The 21,639-nt window shown below is 64.1% G+C and carries 21 protein-coding genes and 1 pseudogene; 18 read left to right on the plus strand and 4 right to left on the minus strand.

From position 1 onward, the window contains the following. A pseudogene (locus tag MUB52_RS20565) lies at nt 1-158 on the minus strand (S-(hydroxymethyl)glutathione dehydrogenase); the annotation flags it as partial. A 222-nt stretch (nt 159-380) separates the two neighbouring features. On the opposite strand from MUB52_RS20565, the gene MUB52_RS20570 reads away from it, so the two are divergent. Further along, nucleotides 381-3,779, plus strand: coding sequence for an indolepyruvate ferredoxin oxidoreductase family protein (locus MUB52_RS20570; RefSeq protein WP_263846029.1), 3,399 nt, complete (start codon nt 381-383; stop codon nt 3,777-3,779). On the opposite strand, the gene MUB52_RS20575 is transcribed toward MUB52_RS20570, so the two are convergent. Further along, nucleotides 3,742-4,761 (minus strand): LacI family DNA-binding transcriptional regulator, encoded by a 1,020-nt coding sequence (locus MUB52_RS20575; RefSeq protein WP_263846030.1) that lies wholly within the window; start codon nt 4,759-4,761, stop codon nt 3,742-3,744. The two genes, MUB52_RS20570 and MUB52_RS20575, sit on opposite strands and share 38 nt — an antisense overlap. Before the next feature lie 260 nt (nt 4,762-5,021). Here MUB52_RS20575 and hisD point away from each other — a divergent pair, with 260 nt between their 5' ends. Genes hisD through MUB52_RS20610 form a run of 7 tightly spaced genes read left to right on the plus strand, consistent with a single transcriptional unit; the run spans nt 5,022 to nt 10,780 of the window. Further along, nucleotides 5,022-6,329, plus strand: a complete 1,308-nt coding sequence (hisD, locus tag MUB52_RS20580) for a histidinol dehydrogenase (protein WP_263846031.1) — start codon at nt 5,022-5,024, stop codon at nt 6,327-6,329. Nucleotides 6,330-6,335: 6 nt separating this feature from the next. Further along, nucleotides 6,336-7,088: an SDR family NAD(P)-dependent oxidoreductase gene (locus MUB52_RS20585; RefSeq protein ID WP_263846032.1), complete on the plus strand. Its 753-nt coding sequence runs from the start codon at nt 6,336-6,338 to the stop codon at nt 7,086-7,088. Further along, nucleotides 7,085-8,101 (plus strand): alcohol dehydrogenase catalytic domain-containing protein, encoded by a 1,017-nt coding sequence (locus MUB52_RS20590; protein ID WP_263846033.1) that lies wholly within the window; start codon nt 7,085-7,087, stop codon nt 8,099-8,101. The genes MUB52_RS20585 and MUB52_RS20590 overlap by 4 nt, the downstream gene beginning before the upstream one ends. A 33-nt stretch (nt 8,102-8,134) precedes the next feature. Continuing rightward, nucleotides 8,135-8,539 (plus strand): universal stress protein, encoded by a 405-nt coding sequence (locus tag MUB52_RS20595; protein ID WP_263846034.1) that lies wholly within the window; start codon nt 8,135-8,137, stop codon nt 8,537-8,539. 53 nt (nt 8,540-8,592) lie between these two features. Further along, complete coding sequence (locus MUB52_RS20600) at nt 8,593-9,099, plus strand: sulfopyruvate decarboxylase subunit alpha (protein ID WP_263846035.1); 507 nt, start codon at nt 8,593-8,595, stop codon at nt 9,097-9,099. Beyond that, on the plus strand, nt 9,096-9,650 hold the full coding sequence (gene comE / locus MUB52_RS20605; RefSeq protein ID WP_263846036.1) for a sulfopyruvate decarboxylase subunit beta: 555 nt from the start codon (nt 9,096-9,098) through the stop codon (nt 9,648-9,650). The genes MUB52_RS20600 and comE overlap by 4 nt, the downstream gene beginning before the upstream one ends. Before the next feature lie 5 nt (nt 9,651-9,655). Next, the gene (locus MUB52_RS20610) at nt 9,656-10,780 is read left to right on the plus strand and encodes an alpha-hydroxy acid oxidase (protein WP_263846037.1); all 1,125 of its coding nucleotides are present in this window, start codon (nt 9,656-9,658) and stop codon (nt 10,778-10,780) included. A gap of 92 nt (nt 10,781-10,872) precedes the next feature. On the opposite strand, the gene MUB52_RS20615 is transcribed toward MUB52_RS20610, so the two are convergent. Next, the gene (locus tag MUB52_RS20615; protein ID WP_263846038.1) at nt 10,873-11,553 is read right to left on the minus strand and encodes an SGNH/GDSL hydrolase family protein; all 681 of its coding nucleotides are present in this window, start codon (nt 11,551-11,553) and stop codon (nt 10,873-10,875) included. A 153-nt stretch (nt 11,554-11,706) separates the two neighbouring features. Next, the gene (locus tag MUB52_RS20620; RefSeq protein ID WP_263846039.1) at nt 11,707-12,732 is read right to left on the minus strand and encodes a LacI family DNA-binding transcriptional regulator; all 1,026 of its coding nucleotides are present in this window, start codon (nt 12,730-12,732) and stop codon (nt 11,707-11,709) included. Nucleotides 12,733-12,980: 248 nt separating this feature from the next. Here MUB52_RS20620 and MUB52_RS20625 point away from each other — a divergent pair, with 248 nt between their 5' ends. The 10 genes from MUB52_RS20625 to MUB52_RS20670 all read left to right on the plus strand — a co-directional run bounded on the left by MUB52_RS20625 (nt 12,981) and on the right by MUB52_RS20670 (nt 21,358). Beyond that, nucleotides 12,981-14,279, plus strand: coding sequence for an extracellular solute-binding protein (locus tag MUB52_RS20625; RefSeq protein ID WP_263846040.1), 1,299 nt, complete (start codon nt 12,981-12,983; stop codon nt 14,277-14,279). A gap of 75 nt (nt 14,280-14,354) precedes the next feature. Then, nucleotides 14,355-15,236: an ABC transporter permease subunit gene (locus MUB52_RS20630; RefSeq protein WP_263846041.1), complete on the plus strand. Its 882-nt coding sequence runs from the start codon at nt 14,355-14,357 to the stop codon at nt 15,234-15,236. Nucleotides 15,237-15,248: 12 nt separating this feature from the next. Then, complete coding sequence (locus MUB52_RS20635; RefSeq protein WP_263846042.1) at nt 15,249-16,154, plus strand: ABC transporter permease subunit; 906 nt, start codon at nt 15,249-15,251, stop codon at nt 16,152-16,154. A gap of 12 nt (nt 16,155-16,166) precedes the next feature. Further along, nucleotides 16,167-17,216 (plus strand): sn-glycerol-3-phosphate ABC transporter ATP-binding protein UgpC, encoded by a 1,050-nt coding sequence (gene ugpC, locus MUB52_RS20640; protein ID WP_263846043.1) that lies wholly within the window; start codon nt 16,167-16,169, stop codon nt 17,214-17,216. Continuing rightward, nucleotides 17,213-18,214 (plus strand): endonuclease/exonuclease/phosphatase family protein, encoded by a 1,002-nt coding sequence (locus MUB52_RS20645; protein ID WP_263846044.1) that lies wholly within the window; start codon nt 17,213-17,215, stop codon nt 18,212-18,214. Before ugpC ends, MUB52_RS20645 begins: the two co-directional genes overlap by 4 nt. 107 nt (nt 18,215-18,321) lie before the next feature. Continuing rightward, on the plus strand, nt 18,322-18,834 hold the full coding sequence (locus tag MUB52_RS20650; protein ID WP_263846045.1) for an SRPBCC family protein: 513 nt from the start codon (nt 18,322-18,324) through the stop codon (nt 18,832-18,834). 25 nt (nt 18,835-18,859) lie between these two features. Next, nucleotides 18,860-19,213: a YciI family protein gene (locus tag MUB52_RS20655; RefSeq protein WP_263846046.1), complete on the plus strand. Its 354-nt coding sequence runs from the start codon at nt 18,860-18,862 to the stop codon at nt 19,211-19,213. Then, on the plus strand, nt 19,210-20,418 hold the full coding sequence (locus MUB52_RS20660) for an RNA polymerase sigma factor (protein WP_263846047.1): 1,209 nt from the start codon (nt 19,210-19,212) through the stop codon (nt 20,416-20,418). Before MUB52_RS20655 ends, MUB52_RS20660 begins: the two co-directional genes overlap by 4 nt. A gap of 206 nt (nt 20,419-20,624) precedes the next feature. Beyond that, nucleotides 20,625-20,882, plus strand: coding sequence for a YjhX family toxin (locus MUB52_RS20665; RefSeq protein ID WP_263846048.1), 258 nt, complete (start codon nt 20,625-20,627; stop codon nt 20,880-20,882). Between the two features lie 11 nt (nt 20,883-20,893). Further along, nucleotides 20,894-21,358, plus strand: coding sequence for a GNAT family N-acetyltransferase (locus MUB52_RS20670; RefSeq protein ID WP_263846049.1), 465 nt, complete (start codon nt 20,894-20,896; stop codon nt 21,356-21,358). Nucleotides 21,359-21,639 lie beyond the last annotated feature (281 nt).

The raw sequence follows: 21,639 nt of genomic DNA on the forward strand, positions 1-21,639 counted from the left end.
GGGTCGTCGCCCGAGCGCGTGAACTCATCCGTATGACAGAGCCCGGTGGCCTTGATCTCCACCAGAACCTCGCCCGCGCGCGGCCCCTCAAGGTTCACATCCATCACCTCAAGCGGCTTACCCGCCTCAACCGCAACAGCAGCGCGAGTCCGTAGCATGGGCCTTCTCCTTACCGTGAATTGTCGCGACCAGAGAAAAGTGTGAGCCGCCGTTGTCAAGGGAAGGTTTGCGAGAGCGCCTGATCTGACCGTGATTGGATTTCTCACTCAACGGCATACTTGCGAAAAATTCTGCTTATAAATGCTGCTCTCGGCCACAGTTCGGCAGCGGTTTTCAGCGTCGACGGCTACAATGCCGACGAAGCCAGCCGGAGACATGTCATGAGCCAGCATCCGCGGATCGACAAGAGTTATGCGCTGCAGGACCGGTACACCACGACCGAGGGCCGGGTCTTTCTCACCGGGACGCAGGCGCTGGTGCGCATCATGCTGGATCAGGCCCGGCGCGACCGGATGGCGGGGAGGCGCACGGCGGGGCTGGTCTCGGGCTATCGCGGCTCTCCGCTGGGCGGGGTCGATCAGGAGATGTGGCGCAACGGCGATCTGCTGCGCACCGAAGGCATCCGGTTTCTTCCGGCGGTGAACGAGGATCTGGCGGCGACAGCGATTTTGGGCGCGCAACAGGCGAGCCTTGATCCGGGCTGCGAGGTCGAGGGCGTGTTTTCAATGTGGTACGGCAAGGGGCCTGGTGTCGACCGATCTGGGGATGCGCTGAAGCATGGCAATGCCTACGGATCTTCACCCAAGGGTGGTGTGCTGGTGGTGGCCGGGGACGATCACGGCTGTGTTTCATCGTCCATGCCGCACCAGTCGGACGTGGCCTTCATGGCGTGGTTCATGCCGACGCTGAACCCCGCCAGCGTAGCGGAATACCAGGCGTTCGGCGAATACGGCTTTGCACTCTCGCGCTTCTCGGGCACCTGGGTCGGTTTCAAGGCGATCTCGGAAACGGTGGAGAGCGGACAATCGGTGGAACTCGCCCCGGACCGGGTGTTCCGGCAGCCCGACTTCACGGCGCCGCCCGGCGGGCTGCATGTGCGGCTCGCCGATCTGCCCTCGCCGGGGATCGAAACCCGCATCCGCGCCAAACTCGACGCTGTGCAGGCCTTTGCCGAGGCGAACCCGATCGATCGTGCGCTCTATGGCATCGCCGACGCCCGCTTTGGTTTTGTGACCACCGGCAAAGGGCATCTGGATCTGATGGAGGCGCTGCGATTGCTGGGCGTCGATGAGGCGCGCTGCCGGACCTTGGGAATCGACATCTACAAGGTGGGCATGGTCTGGCCCCTCGCACATCACGCCGCACTCGATTTCGTGACGGGCAAGCGCGAGGTCATGGTGATCGAGGAAAAGCGCGGGATCATCGAGAGCCAGTTCAAGGAGCACTTCTATGACTGGCCCGGCCGCAAGCCGGAGCGCATGGTGGGCAAATACGACGAGGAGATGCGCCCGCTGGTGCCCTGGACGGGCGAGCTGTCTCCCCGGCTGCTGTTGCCATTGATCTCCGGACGCCTGGCCCGGTTTTTCCCGGATGAAGGTTTTGTGGAACTGGCGCATGCGCTGACACAGAAGGCTCCGCCTGTGCTGCGCGTCGAAGGTGCGTCACGGACGCCATACTTCTGCTCGGGTTGCCCACACAACACCTCGACGAAGGTCCCGGAGGGCTCGCAGGCCGCGAGCGGCATCGGCTGCCACGTGATGGCCTCCTGGATGGATCGCGAGACGGTGGGCTATGCGCAGATGGGTGGCGAGGGGGTGCCGTGGATCACCCAGTCGATGTTCAACGGCGGCAAACATATCTTCCAGAACCTCGGCGAAGGCACGTGGTATCACTCGGGGTCCTTGGCGATCCGGCAGGCGGTCGCAGCGGGTGCGAACATCACCTACAAGATCCTCTACAACGACGCGGTTGCGATGACAGGAGGCCAGCCCGTGGACGGGCCGGTTTCGGTCTCGGGCATTGCGCAGAGCTGCCGTGCGGAAGGCGTGGACAGGATCGTCCTGGTGTCGGACGATATTCAAAAGTTTCAAATGAATGATTTCCCGGCCGGAACCACCTTTCATGACCGGTCGGAGATGGATGGGCTGCAACGGGAGCTGCGCGAGATCCCGGGCGTCTCGGTGCTGATTTACGAGCAGATGTGCGCCACCGAAAAACGCCGCAAACGCAAGCGCGGTGCCTTGCCCGCCGCCGAGCGGGTCGTGGTGATCAACGAGTTGGTCTGCGAAGGCTGCGGCGACTGTTCGGTGGAAAGCAACTGCCTGAGCGTGGAGCCGATCGAGACGGAGTTCGGGCGCAAGCGCCGGATCAACCAGTCGAGTTGCAACAGCGATCTCAGCTGCCTCAACGGATTCTGCCCGAGCTTTGTGACGTTGGAGGGCGCGCGGCGACGCAACGCGCGGCCCGGCGGACCGGATCTGGACGCCTTGAGCGCGACCTTGCCCCTGCCCGATCAGCCGCCGCTCGATCAGCCCTATAACCTGCTGGTGACCGGCGTCGGCGGCACCGGCGTCATCACCGTCGGTGCGCTCATCTCCATGGCGGCCCATCTTGAAGGCAAGGGCGCCAGCGTGCTGGACTTTACCGGCTTTGCGCAGAAGTTCGGCACCGTGCTGGGTTATGTGCGTCTGGCGAATGACCCCAAGATGCTGCACCAGCCGCGTATCGACGCAGGTGCCGCGGATGCGGTGATCGGGTGCGATGCGGTGGTGTGTTCGTCTCCGAAGGCTTCTGTGCACTACAGTCCCGGCACCCGTGTCGTTCTGAACCGCGCCGAGATGCCCACGGGCGATCTGGTGCTGAACCGGGATGCGTCGCTCCGGATCGATGCGCGTGAGGCGGCGATCCGCGACGCCGTCGGGGCCGCGCATGTGCAGGCCTTCGACGCGGGCGCACTCGCCGAGCGGCTGATGGGGGATGCGGTCTATGCCAATGTGATCCTGCTGGGGTTCGCCTGGCAGCGCGGCCTGGTGCCTGTGGGGCTGGAGGCGCTGCTGCAGGCGATGACGCTCAACGGTGTGAAACCCGAAGAGAACGCGCGCGCCTTTGCCTGCGGGCGCGTGATGGCCGATGCGCCCGATAAGCTGGCCCTCGACCCGCCCGCACCGGCGGAGACGTTGGCGCAGGTGACGGCACGCCGCCGGCACTTCCTGACGCAGTATCAGGACGCCTCCTACGCCGCACGGTTCGAGGCAACACTCGAGCCCTTGTCTGCCTTGCCCGAAGAGCTTCGGATCGCGGCGGCGAAATCCCTCTTCAAGCTGATGGCCTACAAGGATGAATATGAGGTCGCGCGGCTTCACCGCGACCCCGCGTTCCTGGCAAGGCTGGACGACGCGTTCGAGGGGCCCGTTACGCCGCGCTATCACTTGGCACCGCCGGCGCTGTCGCGGCGCCGGGACGCGCGGGGTCGGCCGATCAAGCGCAGTTTCGGACCCTGGATGGGGCGTGTCTTCGGCCTGCTCAAACATCTCAAGGGTCTGCGTGGCACCTGGGCAGATCCGTTCGGCTACCACCCGGACCGACGGCTGGAGCGCGCCCTGATCGTCTGGTTCGAGGAGGTGCTCGCCGAGGTGCCCTCGCTTTGGGAGGCTGGTGCCGAAACCGCCGTGCGCGAGTTGCTCACGGCCCCGATGGACATTCGCGGCTACGGCCCGGTCAAGGAAGAGGCCGCCCAGACCGTCAGGGCGCGGGTGGCGCGAGTGATGCGCGGGACATGAACTCGGTCGGCAACTCGACCGGGCCACTGCACGCCTGCCCATTCAGCTTGGCGAGCAGCAACCGGGCGGCAGCGCGACCCATCTCGATCTGCGGCACCCTCACCGTGGCCAGTTGCGGCGTCACCACCGAGGCCAGGCCGATGTCATCGAAGCCGACAATCGACACCTGGCCGGGTACATCGATGCCCATCTCGCGCGCGCGTTTCAGCGCACCGGCGGCCAGAACATCGTTGCCGCACATCACAACAGTGGGGCGCTCAGGCGCGGCCATGATCCGGGCAAAGGCATCGCCGCCGAATTCAATCCGATATGTCGCCTCTTCGACCTGAAGCAGCTCGGCGCCCTGCCCAAAGTCCGCGATAGCGGCGGCAACGCCGTCGAAACGGTCGCGCGCCCGGTCGTTGCCGTCGCGCACCCCGCAGATCATCGCGACGCGGCGATGACCAAGCGCCAGCACACGCTGCATCGCATCATAAGCCGCGCCACGATTGTCGAACCCCACGTAGAGGCGCGTATCGTCAGAGCGCAGGCACCACGAGATCACATAAGGGATGCGGCGCTTGGCAAGGAAGTCACGAGTGGCCTCGGGCCGGGCGTCGCCGATCAGCATCAGCCCGTCTGCTCCATGGGCGATCAGCGCCTTGATTTGCCGCAGCTCCTGGTCGGGGTCATAGCCGGTGCTGGCCACGAGCAGATTCACACCGGCCTCTGACAACACCTCCTGGAAGGCCTGCACGCCGCTGGCGAACATCGCGTTGGCCATGCTGGGAATGATCGCGCCCACCGTATTCGTCCGGTTGCTGGCCAGCGCCCGTCCGCCGAAATTCGGCGTGTAACCCAGCGCCTCGATCGCCGCTTCGATCTTGTCGCGTGTCGGCTTCGCCACCTTGTCTGGGTCGTTGAGCGCGCGCGAGATACTGGCCGTCGATACGCCAGCAAGGCGCGCGACATCTTCAAGGGTGGGGGCGGACGACCTGCTCATGTCGCGATCTATAACCGCCTTTGGCGGGCTTGGCCCGGATTTTTTCGCCATTCTCCGGCAAATATCTGAAAGAGAACACAAAACTTTGCGCTTGCGCGACTCGATGTAAGCGCTTACACACTTGTCGCAACAAGAGCCCAACGCGGTCAGCAGCGGGCTCCGTTCCGGGGGTGATCAGCACAGCGCGTCCACGCGATGAGGTGGCAAGTGCGGCCCTTCGGTCTGACAACTGATCCGGACCACCAGATAGGACCCCAGCCATGGCGCGAGAGTATCTCAAGAAAGCTGACAAGACCGCGATGACGGATGCGAGCGATGTGCGCGAAACCGTGCAAAACATCCTCAACGACATCGAGGCCGGGGGGGACGCGGCGGCGATGAAGTATGCCCAGAAGTTCGACAACTATCAGGGCAACGTCATCCTTGGGGAGGAGGAGATCGCCGCCGCGTCCGTGCTGGTGTCGCAGAAGCTGAAGGACGACATTGCGTTCGCGCATGACAATGTGCGCCGCTTTGCCGAAACCCAGAAATCCACCATGACCGACGTGGAACTGGAGGTTGTCCCCGGGCTGATCGCCGGGCAAAAGGCGATCCCCTGCCGCGCGGCGGGCTGCTATGTGCCTGGTGGCCGCTACAGCCACATCGCCAGTGCGATCATGACAGTGACCACCGCGAAAGTCGCGGGCTGCCAGCACATCGTGGCCTGCTCGCCGCCCCGTGCGGGCGAAGGCATCGCCCCGGCGATCATCTATGCGGCGAACCTCTGTGGGGCGGACAAGATCCTGTCGATGGGCGGGGTGCAGGGCGTGGCGGCGATGACCTTCGGACTCTTCGGTCTGCCGAAAGCGGACATCCTCGTCGGACCAGGCAACCAATTCGTGGCGGAGGCCAAGCGGATCCTCTTCGGCCGCGTGGGCATCGACATGATCGCGGGCCCGACCGACAGCCTGATCCTCGCCGACAAGGGCGCGGACCCGTTCATCGTGGCGACCGACCTCGTGGGCCAGGCCGAGCATGGTTACAACTCGCCCGTCTGGCTGGTGACAGACGACCGTCCGCTGGCCGAGAAGGTGATGGAGATCGTGCCGGGGCTGATCGAGGACCTGCCGGAGCTGAACCGCGACAACGCGCGCGCCGCCTGGCGGGACTATGCCGAAGTGATCCTCTGCGCCGACCGAGAGGAGATGGCAGCAACCTCGGATGATTACGCGCCCGAGCACCTGACCGTACAGGCCGAGGACCTGGACTGGTGGCTGGAGCGGCTGCAGTGCTACGGCTCGCTCTTCCTGGGCGAGGAGACGACCGTGGCCTTCGGCGACAAGGCGTCGGGCACCAACCACGTGCTGCCCACGTCGCAATCGGCGAAGTACACCGGCGGCCTGTCCGTGCACAAGTACATGAAGATCGTGACGTGGCAGCGCGCAACGCGCGAAGGCTCCAAGCCGGTGGCCGAGGCCACGGCGCGCATCTCGCGGCTGGAAGGTATGGAAGGACACGCGCGCACGGCAGACGCTCGGCTGCGAAAGTACTTTCCGGAAGAAAACTTCGACCTCTCGGCGATGGACTGATCCAGGATGCCGCCGCTCTTCGACGTCTCCGATAAGACAGCCTGTGTGACCGGGGCCAGCAGTGGCCTTGGACGGCAGGCAGCCCGGCTGCTGGCCGAGGCGGGCGCGCGTGTCGTGGGCCTCGCGCGGCGGGCCGACCAGCTCTCGGCCTGGCAGCAGGAGACCGCGGGTGAGACGGCAACCGTTGCGGCGGATTTGTCAGACCGCACCGCCTTGCGCGGCATCGCGACCGCGGTCACCGCTCCCTTCGGGCCAATCGACATTCTCGTCAACGCGGCGGGCATCAACACCCGTCAGCATGCGGATGAGGTCACCGACGACGGCTGGGACATAACGCTCAACCTGAACCTGGCGGCCCCGTTCTTTCTGGCGCAAAAGCTGGTCCCGGCCATGAAGGACAAGGGCTGGGGCCGGATCATCAACTTCGCCTCGCTGCAATCGCGCAGAGCTTTTGCCAATGGCATCACCTACGGCGCGTCGAAAGGCGCGGTGGAACAGATGACCCGCGCCATGGCCGAGGCCTGGTCGGGCAACGGTATCACCGCAAACGCTCTGGCGCCCGGGTTCTTCCGCACCGAGCTGACCGGCCCGGTCTTTGCCGATGCGGCACGTGCACAACGCAACGCCGATCAGACCTGCATCGGGCGCAACGGCGAGCCTGCCGATCTGGACGGGCCGTTGATGTTCTTCTGCTCGCCCGCGTCCGATTATGTCACCGGGCAAGTGCTGTTCGTGGACGGGGGGTTCACCGCAAAATGAAGGCGCTTGTCTACACCGGGGTCGAGGAGCTGACCTATACGGACCGCCCAAGGCCCGAGGCCGGGGAGGATGAGGCGCTGGTGCGCATCATGGCCTCGGGCATCTGCGGCTCGGACATGCATGCCTATCTTGGCCATGATCCGCGCCGGCCGGCCCCCCTCACGCTGGGGCACGAGGCCGCGGGCGTCGTTGTCGGCGGCCCGCAGGACGGCCGGCGGGTCACGATCAACCCGCTGGTGGCCTGCCAGGCGTGCAACTATTGCAGCAGTGGGCGCGAAAACCTGTGCCAGCGCCGACAGATCATTTCGATGCCGCCACGCGAAGGCGCATTCGCCGATTACGTGGCGATGCCGTCGCGCAACCTGATCACAGTGCCGGAGGCTGTGCCACTCAAACATGCGGCGCTGGCCGAGCCCATCGCCTGTGGCTGGCACGGGGTGCGGCTGGGCCGGTCGGTGCTGGGCGGTGATCTCTCCGGCGCCCGGGCCGTCGTGATCGGGGGTGGTGCCATCGGCGTGGGTGCCGCCCTGTCGCTGGCTGCGCAGGGCGCGCAGGATATCATGCTGGTCGAGCCCAACGAGACACGGCGCGCACGGCTCGCAGATGTGGCGGGCTTCGAGGTCTGCGCCCCGGGCGAGCCGGCCATGCCGGGCCAGGGCTCGGCCGACATCGTAATCGACGGCGTGGGCGATGCGGGCACGCGCGAGACCGCAAGCATGATCGCGCGCCCCGGCGGGGTGATCGTACACATCGGTCTCGGCGAAGCAACCGGCGGGCTCGACATCCGGCGCATGACCTTGCAGGAGATCACGTTCATCGGGACCTACACCTACACGTCCGAGGACTTTGCGCAGACAACCGCTGCAATCTTCGATGGGCGGCTGGGGCGGCTCGACTGGATCGAGGAGCGTCCGCTGGCGGAAGGACACGCAGCGTTTCAGGACATCCGCGCCGGCTGCGTGGCGGCCCCGAAAATCATATTGACCCCGGACCACGGCGGGACCGAGACTTGAGGCCCACTCAACTCATGCGCAAAGGACATCGCCATGCATAAGAAAATCATCGTCTCGCTCGCTCTGGACCACGGGATCAGCCAGGAAGCGCTGGCCATGGCGCGGCATCTGAAAGGGGACGACGGAGAGATCCAGGCGGTTCACGTGCATGAGAGCCCAAACAGCTCGGTCAATGCCTATGTCTCGGAGGATATCATGCGGCAAGCGGTCGATGCCGCCAGGGAGAAGCTGGCGGCCCGCGTCGCGGACACTCCGGACGTAGAGCCGGTGATGCTGCACGGCTCGCCCGGACAGGCGCTGACCGAATATGCGAAGAAAATCGGGGCGGACTGCATCATCGTGGGGTCGCACAAACCCGGGCTCAGCGACTACTTCCTCGGCTCGACCTCCTCCCGTGTGGTCCGCCACGCGCCCTGCTCCGTCTATGTCATACGTTAGAAACTGCTCACACAGCGCTGATGCGAAGGCGCTTCATCACAAGGAGTATTTAGGTGTCCATCAGTAGCAAGATCGTGGATGACGTCGTTGCCGCGGGCATCGCGTTCGTCACGACGGTGCCGTGCAAACAGCTGGCCGGCGTCATCGACGAGGTCGAGGCGCGGCCCGAGATCTACCACATCCCCTCCAACAAGGAGGACGAGGGGATGGGCCTCTGCGCCGGCGCCTTCATGGGTGGCAAGAAGCCGATGATCATCATGCAGAACACCGCCATCGGCGTGACCATCAACACGCTGGCAACGCTGACGCAGTTCTACCGGATGCCGCTGCCGATGCTGATCTCCTACCGTGGTGAACTGCGCGAGCCGGTCGCCTGCCAGGTCGAGATGGCGGTGCACACCAAGGCGCTGCTGAACCAGCTGCTGATCCCGACCTTCCACTTCCACAAGGAAGCCGACGCCGAGGAGCTGCCGGAAATCCTGAGCTACACCTTCATGTGCAACAAACCTGTGGCGATCCTGACGGATGCGTCCTTCTGGGGAGGCTATGGCGACCAATGATCCGTTCCGAGATTCTGAAAGAGATCGCGCCCATCCTGCGCGACCAGCTTGTGGTCTGCAACATCGGCATTCCCAGTCAGGAGCTGCATGCCATCGACGATCAGCCCAGCAACTTCTACATGCTGGGGACCATGGGGTTGGCGAGCTCCATCGGCCTCGGGCTGGCGTTGGCGCAGCCGAAACCGGTGGTGGTGATCGACGGTGACGGCTCGATCCTGACCAACATGGGCACGTTACCGACCATCGCGAACAATGTGGCGAACAACTACATCCTGATGATCATCGACAACGGCTCGTATGGCTCGACCGGGGATCAGCCAACCTACACCGGCAAGAAGACCTCGCTCGCCAAAGTGGCCGAAGCCTGCGGCTGTGAGCGGGTGGTCGAATGCAAGGACGTGGACACCGGGGCTGTGCTGCAGGACGCACTCGACAGCGGTGAGATGACGATCATGGTTGTCAAATGTGACAGCGGCAACGCAAAGATGCCGGTGATCACAATGGATCCGGTGGTGATCCGCGACCGCTTCATGAAAGCGGTGCAGGCCTGAGACCCTTGGGAGGGGCGAAGGCCATCCACTCCTATGCCGACGCGCGACGGGAGGCGCGACGTCGGCTCCCTTGGATGGTGTTCGACTATATCGACGGGGCGGCGGGGGAAGGCGTGGCCGAAGCGCGCAACCTCGCCGCCCTGCGCGAAGTCGAATTGCAGCCTCGGGTCCTCGTCAATGTGGCAGAGCGTGATCTGAGCGTTCCGGTTTTTGATCACGCGGGCCACGCGCCTTTCGGCATCAGCCCGATGGGGATGTGCAATCTGTCCGGGCCCGGCGCCGATCTGATGCTGGCGCGGATCGCGGCGAAGTGTCAGGTACCGCATGGCGTCTCGACCGTCGCCTCAACACCGATGGAGGAGATCATCGAGGCGGCGGAGGGGCACGCCTGGTTCCAACTGTATTTCAGCGGCGACGGCAGCGGCACCGCGAAGCTGGTGGAGCGGGCCAAGGCCGCCGGCTACAAGACGCTGGTGATGACGCTGGACGTGCCCGAAGTGGGACGGCGCCCACGCGAGCTGCGGCGCGGCTTCAAGATGCCCTTCCGCATCGGACCGATGCAGTTCATCGACTTCGCCCTGCACCCGATCTGGTCGATCTCGACCCTGGTCGCCGGCGCGCCGGAGCTTGCCAACTTCAAGACGGAGGGTTTCACCTTCGATCGGGCGGAAAGCCGGGCGGCGGCGGATTGGGACTTCCTGAAACGGTTGCGCGATCAGTGGGATGGAACCCTGGTCGCGAAAGGGGTGGCCCACGTCGGCGATGCCGAGCGCCTGAAGGCCGAAGGTGTGGATGCGATCCAGGTTTCAACCCACGGAGGCCGACAGCTTGACTCCGCGCCGCCGCCGATCCTTGCGCTGCGGGCCATCCGCGACGCCGTGGGCCCGGCATATCCGCTGTTCTACGACACGGGCCTGCGCTCCGGCGAAGACGTAGTCAAGGCCTATGCCATGGGCGCCGATTTCGTCTTCTTTGGCCGCGCGTTGCAGTTCGCGATTGCAGCGGGCGGCGAAGCGGGCCTCGCCCGCTTCTGGGACCTCACGATGGAGGAAGTCGGGCTGACCCTCGCCCAGCTCGGTCAGACGCGCCTGCCCCGGTCCAACGAAGAGCGCATTTCAATCCTGCCGTAATGCTCAATCCTGCCGTAATGCGGTCGGGACCGCTCTTCGCACTTTGCCATCAAGGGGCAGCGAAGCGCGATCCGTCTTAAGGCCGGAAGGCCTTAGCCGTTGATGATGCGCACGATCCGGCGCGCGATGGCGTCGGTGGCTTTCTTCGACGGGTGGATGCGGTCTCCGCCGTGGAAGGACCGATCACCATAGGGCACCAAATCCTGAAGGGAGACGAAGTGCACGCCGGGGTCGGCCTTGGCCATGAGATTGATCCGGGACTCAAGCTCGTTGCCCTCGTCCCGGCAGTGCTCGATGATCGAGCCGACGCCGGGGCTGCGCAGGTAGCCAACGTAGATCACCTGCGCGCCGCCGCGGCGGATGTCGCGGACCATACGGGCGATTTCACCCTGCTGACCATCGGCACTGATCATGCGGTTCATGCGATTGTCGCAGCGGCTGCAACCGCAACCAAGCCACAGGTCGTTGCCGCCACCATTGATGATCACCCATTCCCAGTTGCCCGGGACGTACTGCTTCGAGATGTTCAGCCCCATCGCGCCGGTGATCGGCAGGTGGTAGATGATGCGTGCGCCAACAACAGAGCGGTCGATCACAGGCTCCTGAAGCATCTGCTCGACACCATCAGCGATGCCCTGATCGGTCCCAGCGTGCCAAGCCATCATCGAATCGCCCATGGCCAGAATGCGCGGGGACTGGTCGCGCGGCACGTATTCACCGCAGCCCGCGAGAAACAGGAGAATTGCACTGAGCTTGATAAAGAGAGATTTCATGTTACCACCACCGATGTTTACGACGCCCCCCGATCGAGGCTTAGCCACGGCTAGTGGTACGGGATCGGCGCCGACAACCCGTTAACGACGGCAAGATTTCGGCTCGGAAAACGGCTCGGAATTGGTTCAAATCTTCGAAGACTTATGCGGAGCTCAATGCGTGGCGCGGGCGATCAGCGTCGGTGCAATGATCACACGCTCGCCGGGCCGCTGCGGATGCGACAGACGCATTTCCAGCAGCCGCAGAACCTCCCTAACCGTGCAGTCGATCGGGTTGCGCAAAGTGGTCAAGCGATACTCGGGCCAGCGCGCCATGGATATGTCGTCAAAGCCGACGACGGCGAGATCATCCGGCACAGCCAGGCCGAGATCGTGGCGTGCGCAGGAGAGCGCGCCAAGCGCCATGGCATCATTTGCACAGATCAGCGCATCGAGTGCATGGGATGTCAGAAGGACCCTCGCCGCGCGACGGCCGCCTTCGACCGAATAATCTGCATGGCCGTGGGTCAGCAGGCGATGCCCGGCGCCCTCCAAGCGCGAGACGACACCGGCGAGGCGCTCCCGCTCAGAGGACCAATCGGCCGGCCCGCCAAGATACCCGAAACGGCGGCGTCCCCCGCGCAAGAGCAGATCAACGGCCTTCGCGGACCCGGCGCGATTGTCACAGGCAACACTGTCGGACCGCGGGTTGCTCCCGATGCGACCGGCAAAGATGATCGGGATGTTGAGCTTCTCGCACGTCGTGACGATGTCGGGGCTGATACTGCCACCCCGGATGATCAGCGCATCGAGCGGGTAGCGCAGGACCGAAAGGATCGCTTGATCGGTGACCGCGTGGGGCCCGCCCAGCACCAGAGGCCACTTGTCCGCCGCGTTCAGAGCTGAAACCAGAGCGGCGAGGAACTCACTGTCATAGGGGCTGGCGAGATCGCCTGCGACCACCGCCACGAGGCCGGTGCGCGTGCCCTGCAGGCTGGCCGCAAGCGCATTGGGCCGGTACCCGATGTCGAGAGCAACGTTCAGCACCCGTTCGCGCTTGAGCGGATCGAGATAGCTGTCAGGGTTGAACGCGCGGGACACTGCGGTGCGCGAGACCCCTGCAGCGCGCGCCACATCCGCCGCGGTGACCCTGCGCGGGCGCCGTGCGGTCGGTCGCAGATGATCCTTCTCCTCCGTCATCGGCCATGCCCGGTCGTCGGATGCACGGTCGCTGCAAGGCAGCAGAACCGTCACACGGTTGTCACCAAGTCCCGATAGCTGAACACGTGTGCACATTTGGAATCAACCCCGTTGATGCAAAGGCGCCGGGCGGATATCGTCAGGATACTCCGCCGGATGCTGCACGTGAGATGCTGCGCCGCATTGGCGGGTCGCAGGACACATCAACGCGCGTCTTGCGCAACTGACATGGGCTTTGGGAGAAAGACATGAAAATCATAAAAATCGCTGCAACAGCAGCTTTTGGCCTGACGGCCACGGGGAGCTTTGCCGAAACAGAAATCACGTTCTGGCACGCCATGGGCGGCCAGCTGGGGGAGACCGTCAATCAGGTGGCGAAGGATTTCAACGCCAGCCAGGACGAGTACAAGATCACGCCCGTGTTCAAGGGCTCCTACGAGGAGACGCTGACCTCGGGGATCGCCGCCTTCCGCGCCGGCGAGCAGCCCAACATCATCCAGGTCTTCGACGCCGGTGCCGCAACCGTGATCGGTGCCGCCGGTGCTGTCATTCCGGTCGAAGACCTGCTGGAGGAGAACAAGCTCGACTTCGACATCAACGATTACATTGCCGGCGTGCGCTATTTCTATGCGGATGCGGATGGAAAGATGATCGGGATGCCGTTCAACTCCTCCACGCCGATTCTCTATTACAACCAGGACGCGCTGGACGCGGCCGGTGTGACGGCTCCGAAAACCTGGGAAGAGTTCGCCGAAGTCACCGGCCCTGCGCTGAAAGAGGCCGGATACATTCCGCTCAGCCAGTCGCACCTGCCGTGGATCTTCACCGAGAACTTCTTCTCGCGCCACAACCTCCAGTTTGCGTCGAACGACAATGGTTATACCGGGCTTGACACTCAGATCATGGTCAACCACCCGGCGATCAAGGCGCATTTCCAGGCGCTGACCGAGTGGAAAGAGGCGGGTCTCTTCGAATGGTACGGCACCGGCTGGTCCGACAATCAGGACCCCTTCGAGTCCGGTGAAGTCGCGATGTGGCTGGGCTCGTCCGGTTCCTTCGGCGGCATCCAGGATCGCGTCGAGTTCAACTTCTCGGCCACAATGCTGCCCTATTGGGAAGGCGTGACCACCGAGCCGACGCAGACCTTCATCGGCGGCGCGGCCCTGTTTGCCATGTCCGGTCACGATGAGGCCGAGAATGCCGCAACCGCAGCCTTCTTCGACTTCCTCGCCTCGGCCGACACGCAGGTGATGTGGCACAAGGAAACCGGCTATGTGCCGATCACCACAGCCGCCTATGAGCTGGCCGCCGAGCAAGGCCACTATAAGGAGTTCCCGGCCGCCGAGGTTGGGATCCAGCAGCTCAGCCTGCCGGGCGGTGACTACACCCGTGGCTATCGTATGGGCTTCTACGTGCAGATCCGCGACGTGATGAACCGTGAATACGGTCGCATCCTGACCGGCGAAGCTTCGGTCGACGAGGCCTTCGAGATCATCGAAACCGAAGCCAACGACCTGCTGTCGCGCTTTGCGCAGACGCAGGGCTGAGCCTTCGAGAAAGACGATGGCCAGGCCCGTGCCTGGCCATCGTTCCAATACTGACCGGGGAAGGGGGGCCAACCCGTGAAACGCGCCGCTTTTGGGCAGATCGGCTTTCCGATCCTGTTGCTGATCCCACAACTGGTGATCATCGCGATCTTCTTCTACTGGCCCGCGGGCTACGCGATCCAATCCTCCTTCTATCTGCAGGATCCCTTCGGCTTCGGGTCGACCTACGTCGGGCTCGAAAACTACAGCCGCCTGACGACGTCGCGCACATATCTCTCCAGCTTCTGGTTCACGGTGATCTTCACGACGTTGGTCACCTTCTTTTCGCTGGCCATCGCTCTCTTGCTGGCCGTAAAGGCCGACAAGGTGATCCGGGGGGCCAAGACCTACCGCACGCTCTTGATGTGGGTCTATGCCATCGCGCCACCCGTCGCGGGCCTGATGGGCGTGATGCTCTTCGACCAGTCCCGCGGGAACATCACGCAGGTGCTCGCGAACTTCGGCTATGACTACCGCCTCGGCGTCAACTACTGGGATACTGCCGCAGCCATGATCACGGTCTCGATCTGGAAGCAGATCCCCGTCAACTTCATCTTCTTCCTGTCGGGCCTGCAGGCCATCCCGAAATCCGTGCGCGAGGCGGCGCTGATCGACAATGCCTCGGGCACCAGCCGGTTCTGGGACATCACTTTCCCCCTGCTCGCGCCCACGGGCTTCTTTTTGCTGATCATCAACATCACCTACGCGCTCTTCGACACCTTCGGCATCGTCGACACCATCGTGAAGGGCGAGCCGGGCAACAACCCGATGACGCTGGTCTACCGCGTCTTTGTCGATGGCTTCCGGGGTGGCGATCTGGGCGGCTCGTCCGCGCAATCCGTCGTGCTGATGGTTCTGGTTCTGATCCTCACAGTCGTGCAGTTCCGCTTCCTGGAACGCCGCATTCACTATACGTAAGGAGGCAGGCAGATGGCAGATCTCACCGAAAGCCGCATCGAGGCTCAATCCGCAACCCGCCCCGCCAAACGCATCAAATGGGACCAGATCGGCGACCATGCCATCCTGATCGCAGGCGCCCTTCTGATGCTGGTGCCGGTTTTCATGATCTTCGCCTCCTCCAGTTGGGACGACATCACGCTGCACCGCGAGGGGCTGCAGTTCGGCTTCTCTGACGATATGGCGAACAACTACAACGCGGCGCTTTTCGAGTACGGCGGTTTCACCGACAGCGTGAACGGCGTGACCATGCTGGCCAACTCGCTGATCCTCGGCATCGGCTTTGCGATCGGCAAGATCATCGTGGGCATGATGGCGGCCTATGCCATCGTCTACTTCCGGCTGAAATTCGCCACGCTGGCCTTCTGGATGATCTTCACCACGCTGCTCTTGCCGTTGGAGGTGCGCATCCTGCCCTCCTACGAGGTGATCACCTGGATGAACCTCGGCAACACCTATACCGGCCTCATTGTGCCGCTGATTGCTTCGGCCACGGCAACCTTCTTCTTCCGGCAGTTCTTCATGTCCGTGCCTGAAGAGCTGATCGAAGCGGCGCGGATCGACGGCGCAGGTCCGGTGAAGTTCTTCATCGACATCCTGGTGCCGCTCAGCCAGACCATGATCGCCGCGATGTTCATCATCATGTTCGTCTTCGGCTGGAACCAGTATCTCTGGCCTACGCTGATCACCACGGATGAGAGCCTGTTCACGCTGGTGCGCGGCATCCGGCAGATCATGCAAGCCTATGCCGATGGCTCCAGCACGCCTGAATACGGCGAGGCCGCGGCCCTTGCGATCATTGCCATGACACCGCCCGTTCTGGTGGTGGTCTTCTTCCAAAGCTGGTTCGTCAAGGGCCTCACAGAGTCCGACAAGTAAGGAGCACGCTTGATGGCTAATGTAAAACTGGACGGGGTGCGCAAGGTCTATCCCAATGGTGTCGAGGCGGTAGAGCCCTGCCACGTTGACATCCCCGATGGCGAGCTCGTGGTGCTGGTAGGCCCCTCAGGCTGCGGCAAGTCCACGCTTCTGCGCATGGTCGCAGGGCTGGAGGAGATCACCGATGGCACGCTCTATATCGGTGATGCGGTGATGAACGACGTGGAACCGGCCAATCGCAACATCGCGATGGTGTTCCAGAACTACGCGCTCTATCCGCATATGACCGTGGCCAAGAACATGGGCTATGGGCTGAAGAACCGCGGGCTGCCCAAGGCCGAGATCAACCAGAAGGTGGCCGAAGCGGCGAAGATGCTGAACCTCAGTGAGTACCTCGACCGGCGGCCCAGCCAACTCTCAGGCGGGCAGCGCCAGCGGGTTGCGATGGGCCGCGCCATCGTGCGCTCGCCCGAGCTTTTCCTCTTTGACGAGCCGCTCTCGAACCTCGACGCCAAGCTGCGCAACCAGATGCGCATCGAGATCCGCGCGTTGCAGCAACGCCTCGGCGTGACGGCGATGTATGTGACGCACGATCAGGTCGAGGCGATGACTCTCGCGGACCGGATCATCGTACTGAACGCAGGCCGGATCGAACAGATCGGCACGCCAGGCGAGATCTACAGCCGGCCCGCATCGACCTTCGTGGCCAGCTTCATGGGCGCCCCACCAATGAACATCTTCACGGGCACCAGCGATGGCCAGCAGGCCACGCTCGATGGTGGCGTGTCGCTCAACGGTGCGGGTGCCCCCAGCCAGACCGGCAAGATCCAGATCGGCATCCGCCCCGAGGATGTGGCGCTGGATGCAAATGGCGCCCTGCCCTTCGACGTGGACATCGTGGAGGAACTCGGCGCGCATCGGCTGCTGCACGGGCGACTGAGTGGACAGCCCTTCTCCGTCAGCGTCGGCAAGGACGAAGCGGCCCAGACCGGCCCCGCCAAAGTGGCCCTGAAACCCGGAGCCGTACACTTCTTTGACGCCGAGGCCGGGCGGCGCCTGTGACCCAACTCTTTGACCGGCTGCCGGATGTGACGGACAGCCAGCGCGCGGCGATCTTCGCCAGTGACCGCACGCCTGAGGCCCACGCAGCGCTGATGCGGCAGATACCAGCCATGACCGGGCTGGAAGTGGGCGGCTCCGGCCCTGACGCGCCCCTGTCAGGCGATGTCACTATCGCCGCTTGGAACCTTGAGCGCTGCCTTTACCCTGAGAAGAGCGCCGCGCTGCTGCAAGCGCTGGGTGCTCAGGTGGCCCTGGTCAGCGAAGCGGACAGCGGCATGGCGCGCACCGGCCAGCGCAACACCGTGGCCGCAATGGCCGAGGCGTTGGGGATGCACTACACCTATGGCGTCGAGTTCTACGAGATGGGCCTTGGCGGGCCGACCGAGCGGAATTTCTGCAAGGATGACTTCAACGCGCAGGGTTGGCACGGCAACGGCATTCTGTCTGCGGCGCCGTTCGAGAAGCTCGCGCTGATCCGGCTCGACCGGGACGGCCATTGGTTCACCGGTGCCGCCGGTCAAACAGACCAGCCACGCGTCGGCGGACGGATGGCCGTAGCGGCAGTGCTACCGACCGAGGCAGGGCCGATCTGCGTTGTCTCAACCCATCTTGAGAGCAACGCCCAGGCAGCGCACCGCCACGCGGAGTTTTCACGGCTGCTCGCCGACATTGACACCTTCGCGCCCGGCATCCCCGTCCTCATCGGTGGCGATCTGAACACCGGAAACCACATGCCACCCGATTTCGACTGGCGTCGGGAGACCCTCTTTGCGCTGGCCGAAGAGCAGGGGTATGACTGGTCGCTGACGCCTGAGGGCACGACGACCCGGCCCAGCCACATCACGCCGCACCCGACCCGCAAGATGAAGCTCGACTGGTTCTGCCACCGTGGGCTTGACGGATCGGACGGCCAGATCGTACCGGCCCTGGCGCCCGACGACACACCGCTCTCGGATCATGAGTGCATCCTCGGGCGGATCACAGTGCCGCGCCGCTAAGGCCGTTCAACGAAAATTCGTGGCACATGTCGATTGGCTGGCCCCCCATCCGTCGTGGGGGTGAAGCGGCAAGATATGCCCTTCCGAAAACACGAGGAAACAGAGAGATGACACTCACAACGACAGCCCTTTGGATCGCTGGCGGCCTTATTGCCACAAGCCTGGTCACCTTCGCCCTACCCCGCCATGTGCGCGTGGAGCGCACCGCTTTGCTTGAGGCCACGCCCGAGAGCGTGCTGGCCCTAGCCGGCTCGAATAGCGGCTATCAGCGCTTCAACCCCTACAAGACCCGCGACCCGGAGCTGAAAATCGACCTTTACGGTCCAGAGACGGGCGTGGGCTCGGGCTTTCGCTTCGATGGCAAGGAAGGCAAGGGCCAGCAGACCGTGGCGGATGTGACCAACGACACAGTGACCTATGCCATTGATCTGGGCGCAATGGACCAGCCGACCCAGGCGATCCACGCGGTTCAAGCGGACAAAGGCACGCATGTCACCTGGCGGGTCGAAAGCGATATGGGTTTCAACCCGGTCTTCCGCGTCTTTGGTCTTTTCATGGAGCGGATGATGGGCCCGACCATGGAGCAGGGCCTTGAAAACCTGCGCCGCGCCGCCGCTTAATGTCATCAACCAACAGGAGACACCCATGCGTTACACATTTTTGCTCTACTCCGACCGGGCGGATTCCGCGCAGATGACACCCGAGGACTGGGCGCGCGAGAAGGAAGTCTACGGGGCCTACATCGGCGCCTTGCAAGAGGCCGGCGTCTTCATCGACACTGACTGGCTGCACCCGGCAGAGACCGCCACGACCATCACGCGCAAGCATGGCGAGATGCGGGTGCAGGACGGGCCCTTTGCCGAAACCAAGGAGACCCTGGGCGGATTTTTCGCCATCGACGTGCCGGACCTCGACGCCGCATTGGCCTGGGCCGAGAAGTGCCCCGCGGCCAAGACGGGCCGGGTCGAGATCCGCGCCTCGGCCATGGGCGACGATTGAACCCGCCCGACGTCGCGCGACGCGCCGAGGATGTGGCGCGTGCCGCCTATGGCAAGCTGCTGGCGATGCTCGCCAGCAGCACACGCGACATCATGGCGGCGGAGGACGCCCTGGCAGAGGCTTTCGTCGCCGCCTTGCAGACCTGGCCGAAGCGTGGGGTGCCGGAGCGCCCGGAGGCCTGGTTGCTGAGGGTTGCAAAGAACAAGCGCATCGACGCGGCGCGCAAGGACAAGCGGCTCGTGATCACAGAGGAGCTCCCCGAAATGGCTGCGCCGACGGAGACCGACCCGCAGATCGACCAGCGGCTCAAGCTGCTCTTCGTCTGCGCGCACCCGGCCATCGACGCCGGCGTGCACACGCCGTTGATGCTGCAAACCGTGCTGGGGCTTGAGGCTCAGCAGATCGCCCGCGCCTTCCTGACCTCCCCCGCTGCGATGGCGCAACGGCTGGTCCGGGCCAAGCGCAAGATCAAGGTGGCCGGCATCCCCTTTGTGCTGCCTGAGGCCGAGCATTTTCCCGCCCGCATGGGCGCGGTGCTGGAGGCGATCTATGGCGCCTATGCGGCCGACTGGATGGAGGGCGTGGGCGATCTTTCGTATGAGGCGATCTTTCTGAGCACGGTGCTGGCTGATCTGGCTCCGGACGATGCCGAAGCGCTGGGGCTCAACGCCCTTCTTGGCTTTATCGAGGCGCGCCGCGCCGCGCGCCTCGCAGATGGCGTGTTGGTGCCCGTCCCCGATCAGGACACCGCGCTTTGGGATCAGCGGCTGATCGACCACTCCGCCCGGCTGTTGCGACGCGCCGCCCGCCACGGAACGATGGGCCGCTTTCAACTCGAAGCGGCGATCCAATCGGTCCATGCAGCGCGGTCGGTCACCGGCCAGACCGACTGGCGCGCGCTGTCACAGCTTTACGCAGGCCTCATGAAAACCGCGCCGACAATCGGGGCCGCGGTCAGCCGGGCCGCCGTGGTCGCCGAGGATGCGGGCCCCGCGGCGGGTCTCGCCTTGCTCGACCAGATCGCCTTCGACGGGTTCAGCCGATACCAGCCCGCCCATGCCGTGCGCGCCCAGTGCCTCGCGCGGCTCGGGCGGTCGGCAGAGGCCGCGCAGGCCTATGCAAAGGCCATTGCGCTCTGTACCGACGCGCCTTCGCGAAAATGGCTGGAGCGGAAGGCGACCGCCCTGCGCGCGGCATCGTCCTAGGGGCGACGTGCCGCAAGGCATCTTGCCTAGACGGAGCAGGCACACTAGGTAAAGGCTACGTCCTGTCGTTCGGGGCGACGGAGATTTTATGTCTATCACAGAGACCCGGCGCTAGGGTCCAGCCCGCTGGACCGAGTTGAGCCAAAGGACGTCCGCGCGCGAAGCCGGGCGCCCGTTCTGCTGACATAAACTCACGAGACAGTCCATTGAACATCTCAAAACACGAGCAGCGTGTGCTGCATGCCCTTGCCCAAGGCGGGGCCATTCACTTCGAACGCCTGCCAAGCGGCAAGGTTCATGAGGTCTTCTGCGTCACCCGCGATGGCCATGTCCTGGCCGACTGCACGCTGGCGCTCTTCGATCGTCTGAAGAAGCGCGGCTTTGTCAAGTCGCGACACGGACAACCCTATCGCGCGACGCGGGCCGGTATCACGGCTGTGCGCGCACAACTCGACAACCGATAAGGACAGAACAGATGACCCATATCGACATCCGCACAACCGAGGCCGGAGACATCCCCGGCCTGCAAGGCGTGCTCCAGGCGACCGCGCTCTTCCCGGCAGAACTGCTGCCCGAACTTCTGGCACCCAGCCTCGACGGACAGAGCCCTGCGCTCTGGCTGACGGCCATGCGCGGGGGTACGCCGGCGGGGCTCTGTTATTGCCTGCCCGAGGAGATGACAGAGGGGACCTGGAACATGCGCGCCCTCGCACTGCATCCCGACTGGCACGGGCGCGGCTACGGCGCCGCACTGGTAGCGGCCGCCGAGCAGCAGCTGCGCGCCGCGGGGCATCGCCTGCTGCTCGTCGACACATCGAGCGGCCCAAGCTTTGCTGGGGCCTGCAGGTTCTACGCGCGCGTGGGCTATGAAGAAGAGGCGCGGATCAGAGACTTCTGGGCAGCGGGGGACGACAAGATCGTTTTCCGCAAGTCCCTTTAGACCTTTGCGATAGCGCTGCGCGATTCCTTCAACGTGGGATTGCGCAGCGCTGGACGTGTCGGGTCGACAGGCGCGCCCGCCGTACTTTCTGCGCCGCAGCGAAAGGCGGCGAACCCAAGCCGAAAAAGGGTTAATAATTGATTACTGCACACAAACGTATGCGAAAGTATGCCGATTTCTCCGGACTCGGCGACGGAAATCCGCTGACGTTTAATGCATGCACTAAGAAATACTTGACCGTCTTTCACCACGCCTCCTAGCCGTTGAGGGCGGCGACATTC

It is taken from the genome of Roseobacter sinensis, assembly GCF_025755255.1.
Classification (GTDB): Bacteria; Pseudomonadota; Alphaproteobacteria; order Rhodobacterales; family Rhodobacteraceae; genus Roseobacter; species Roseobacter sinensis.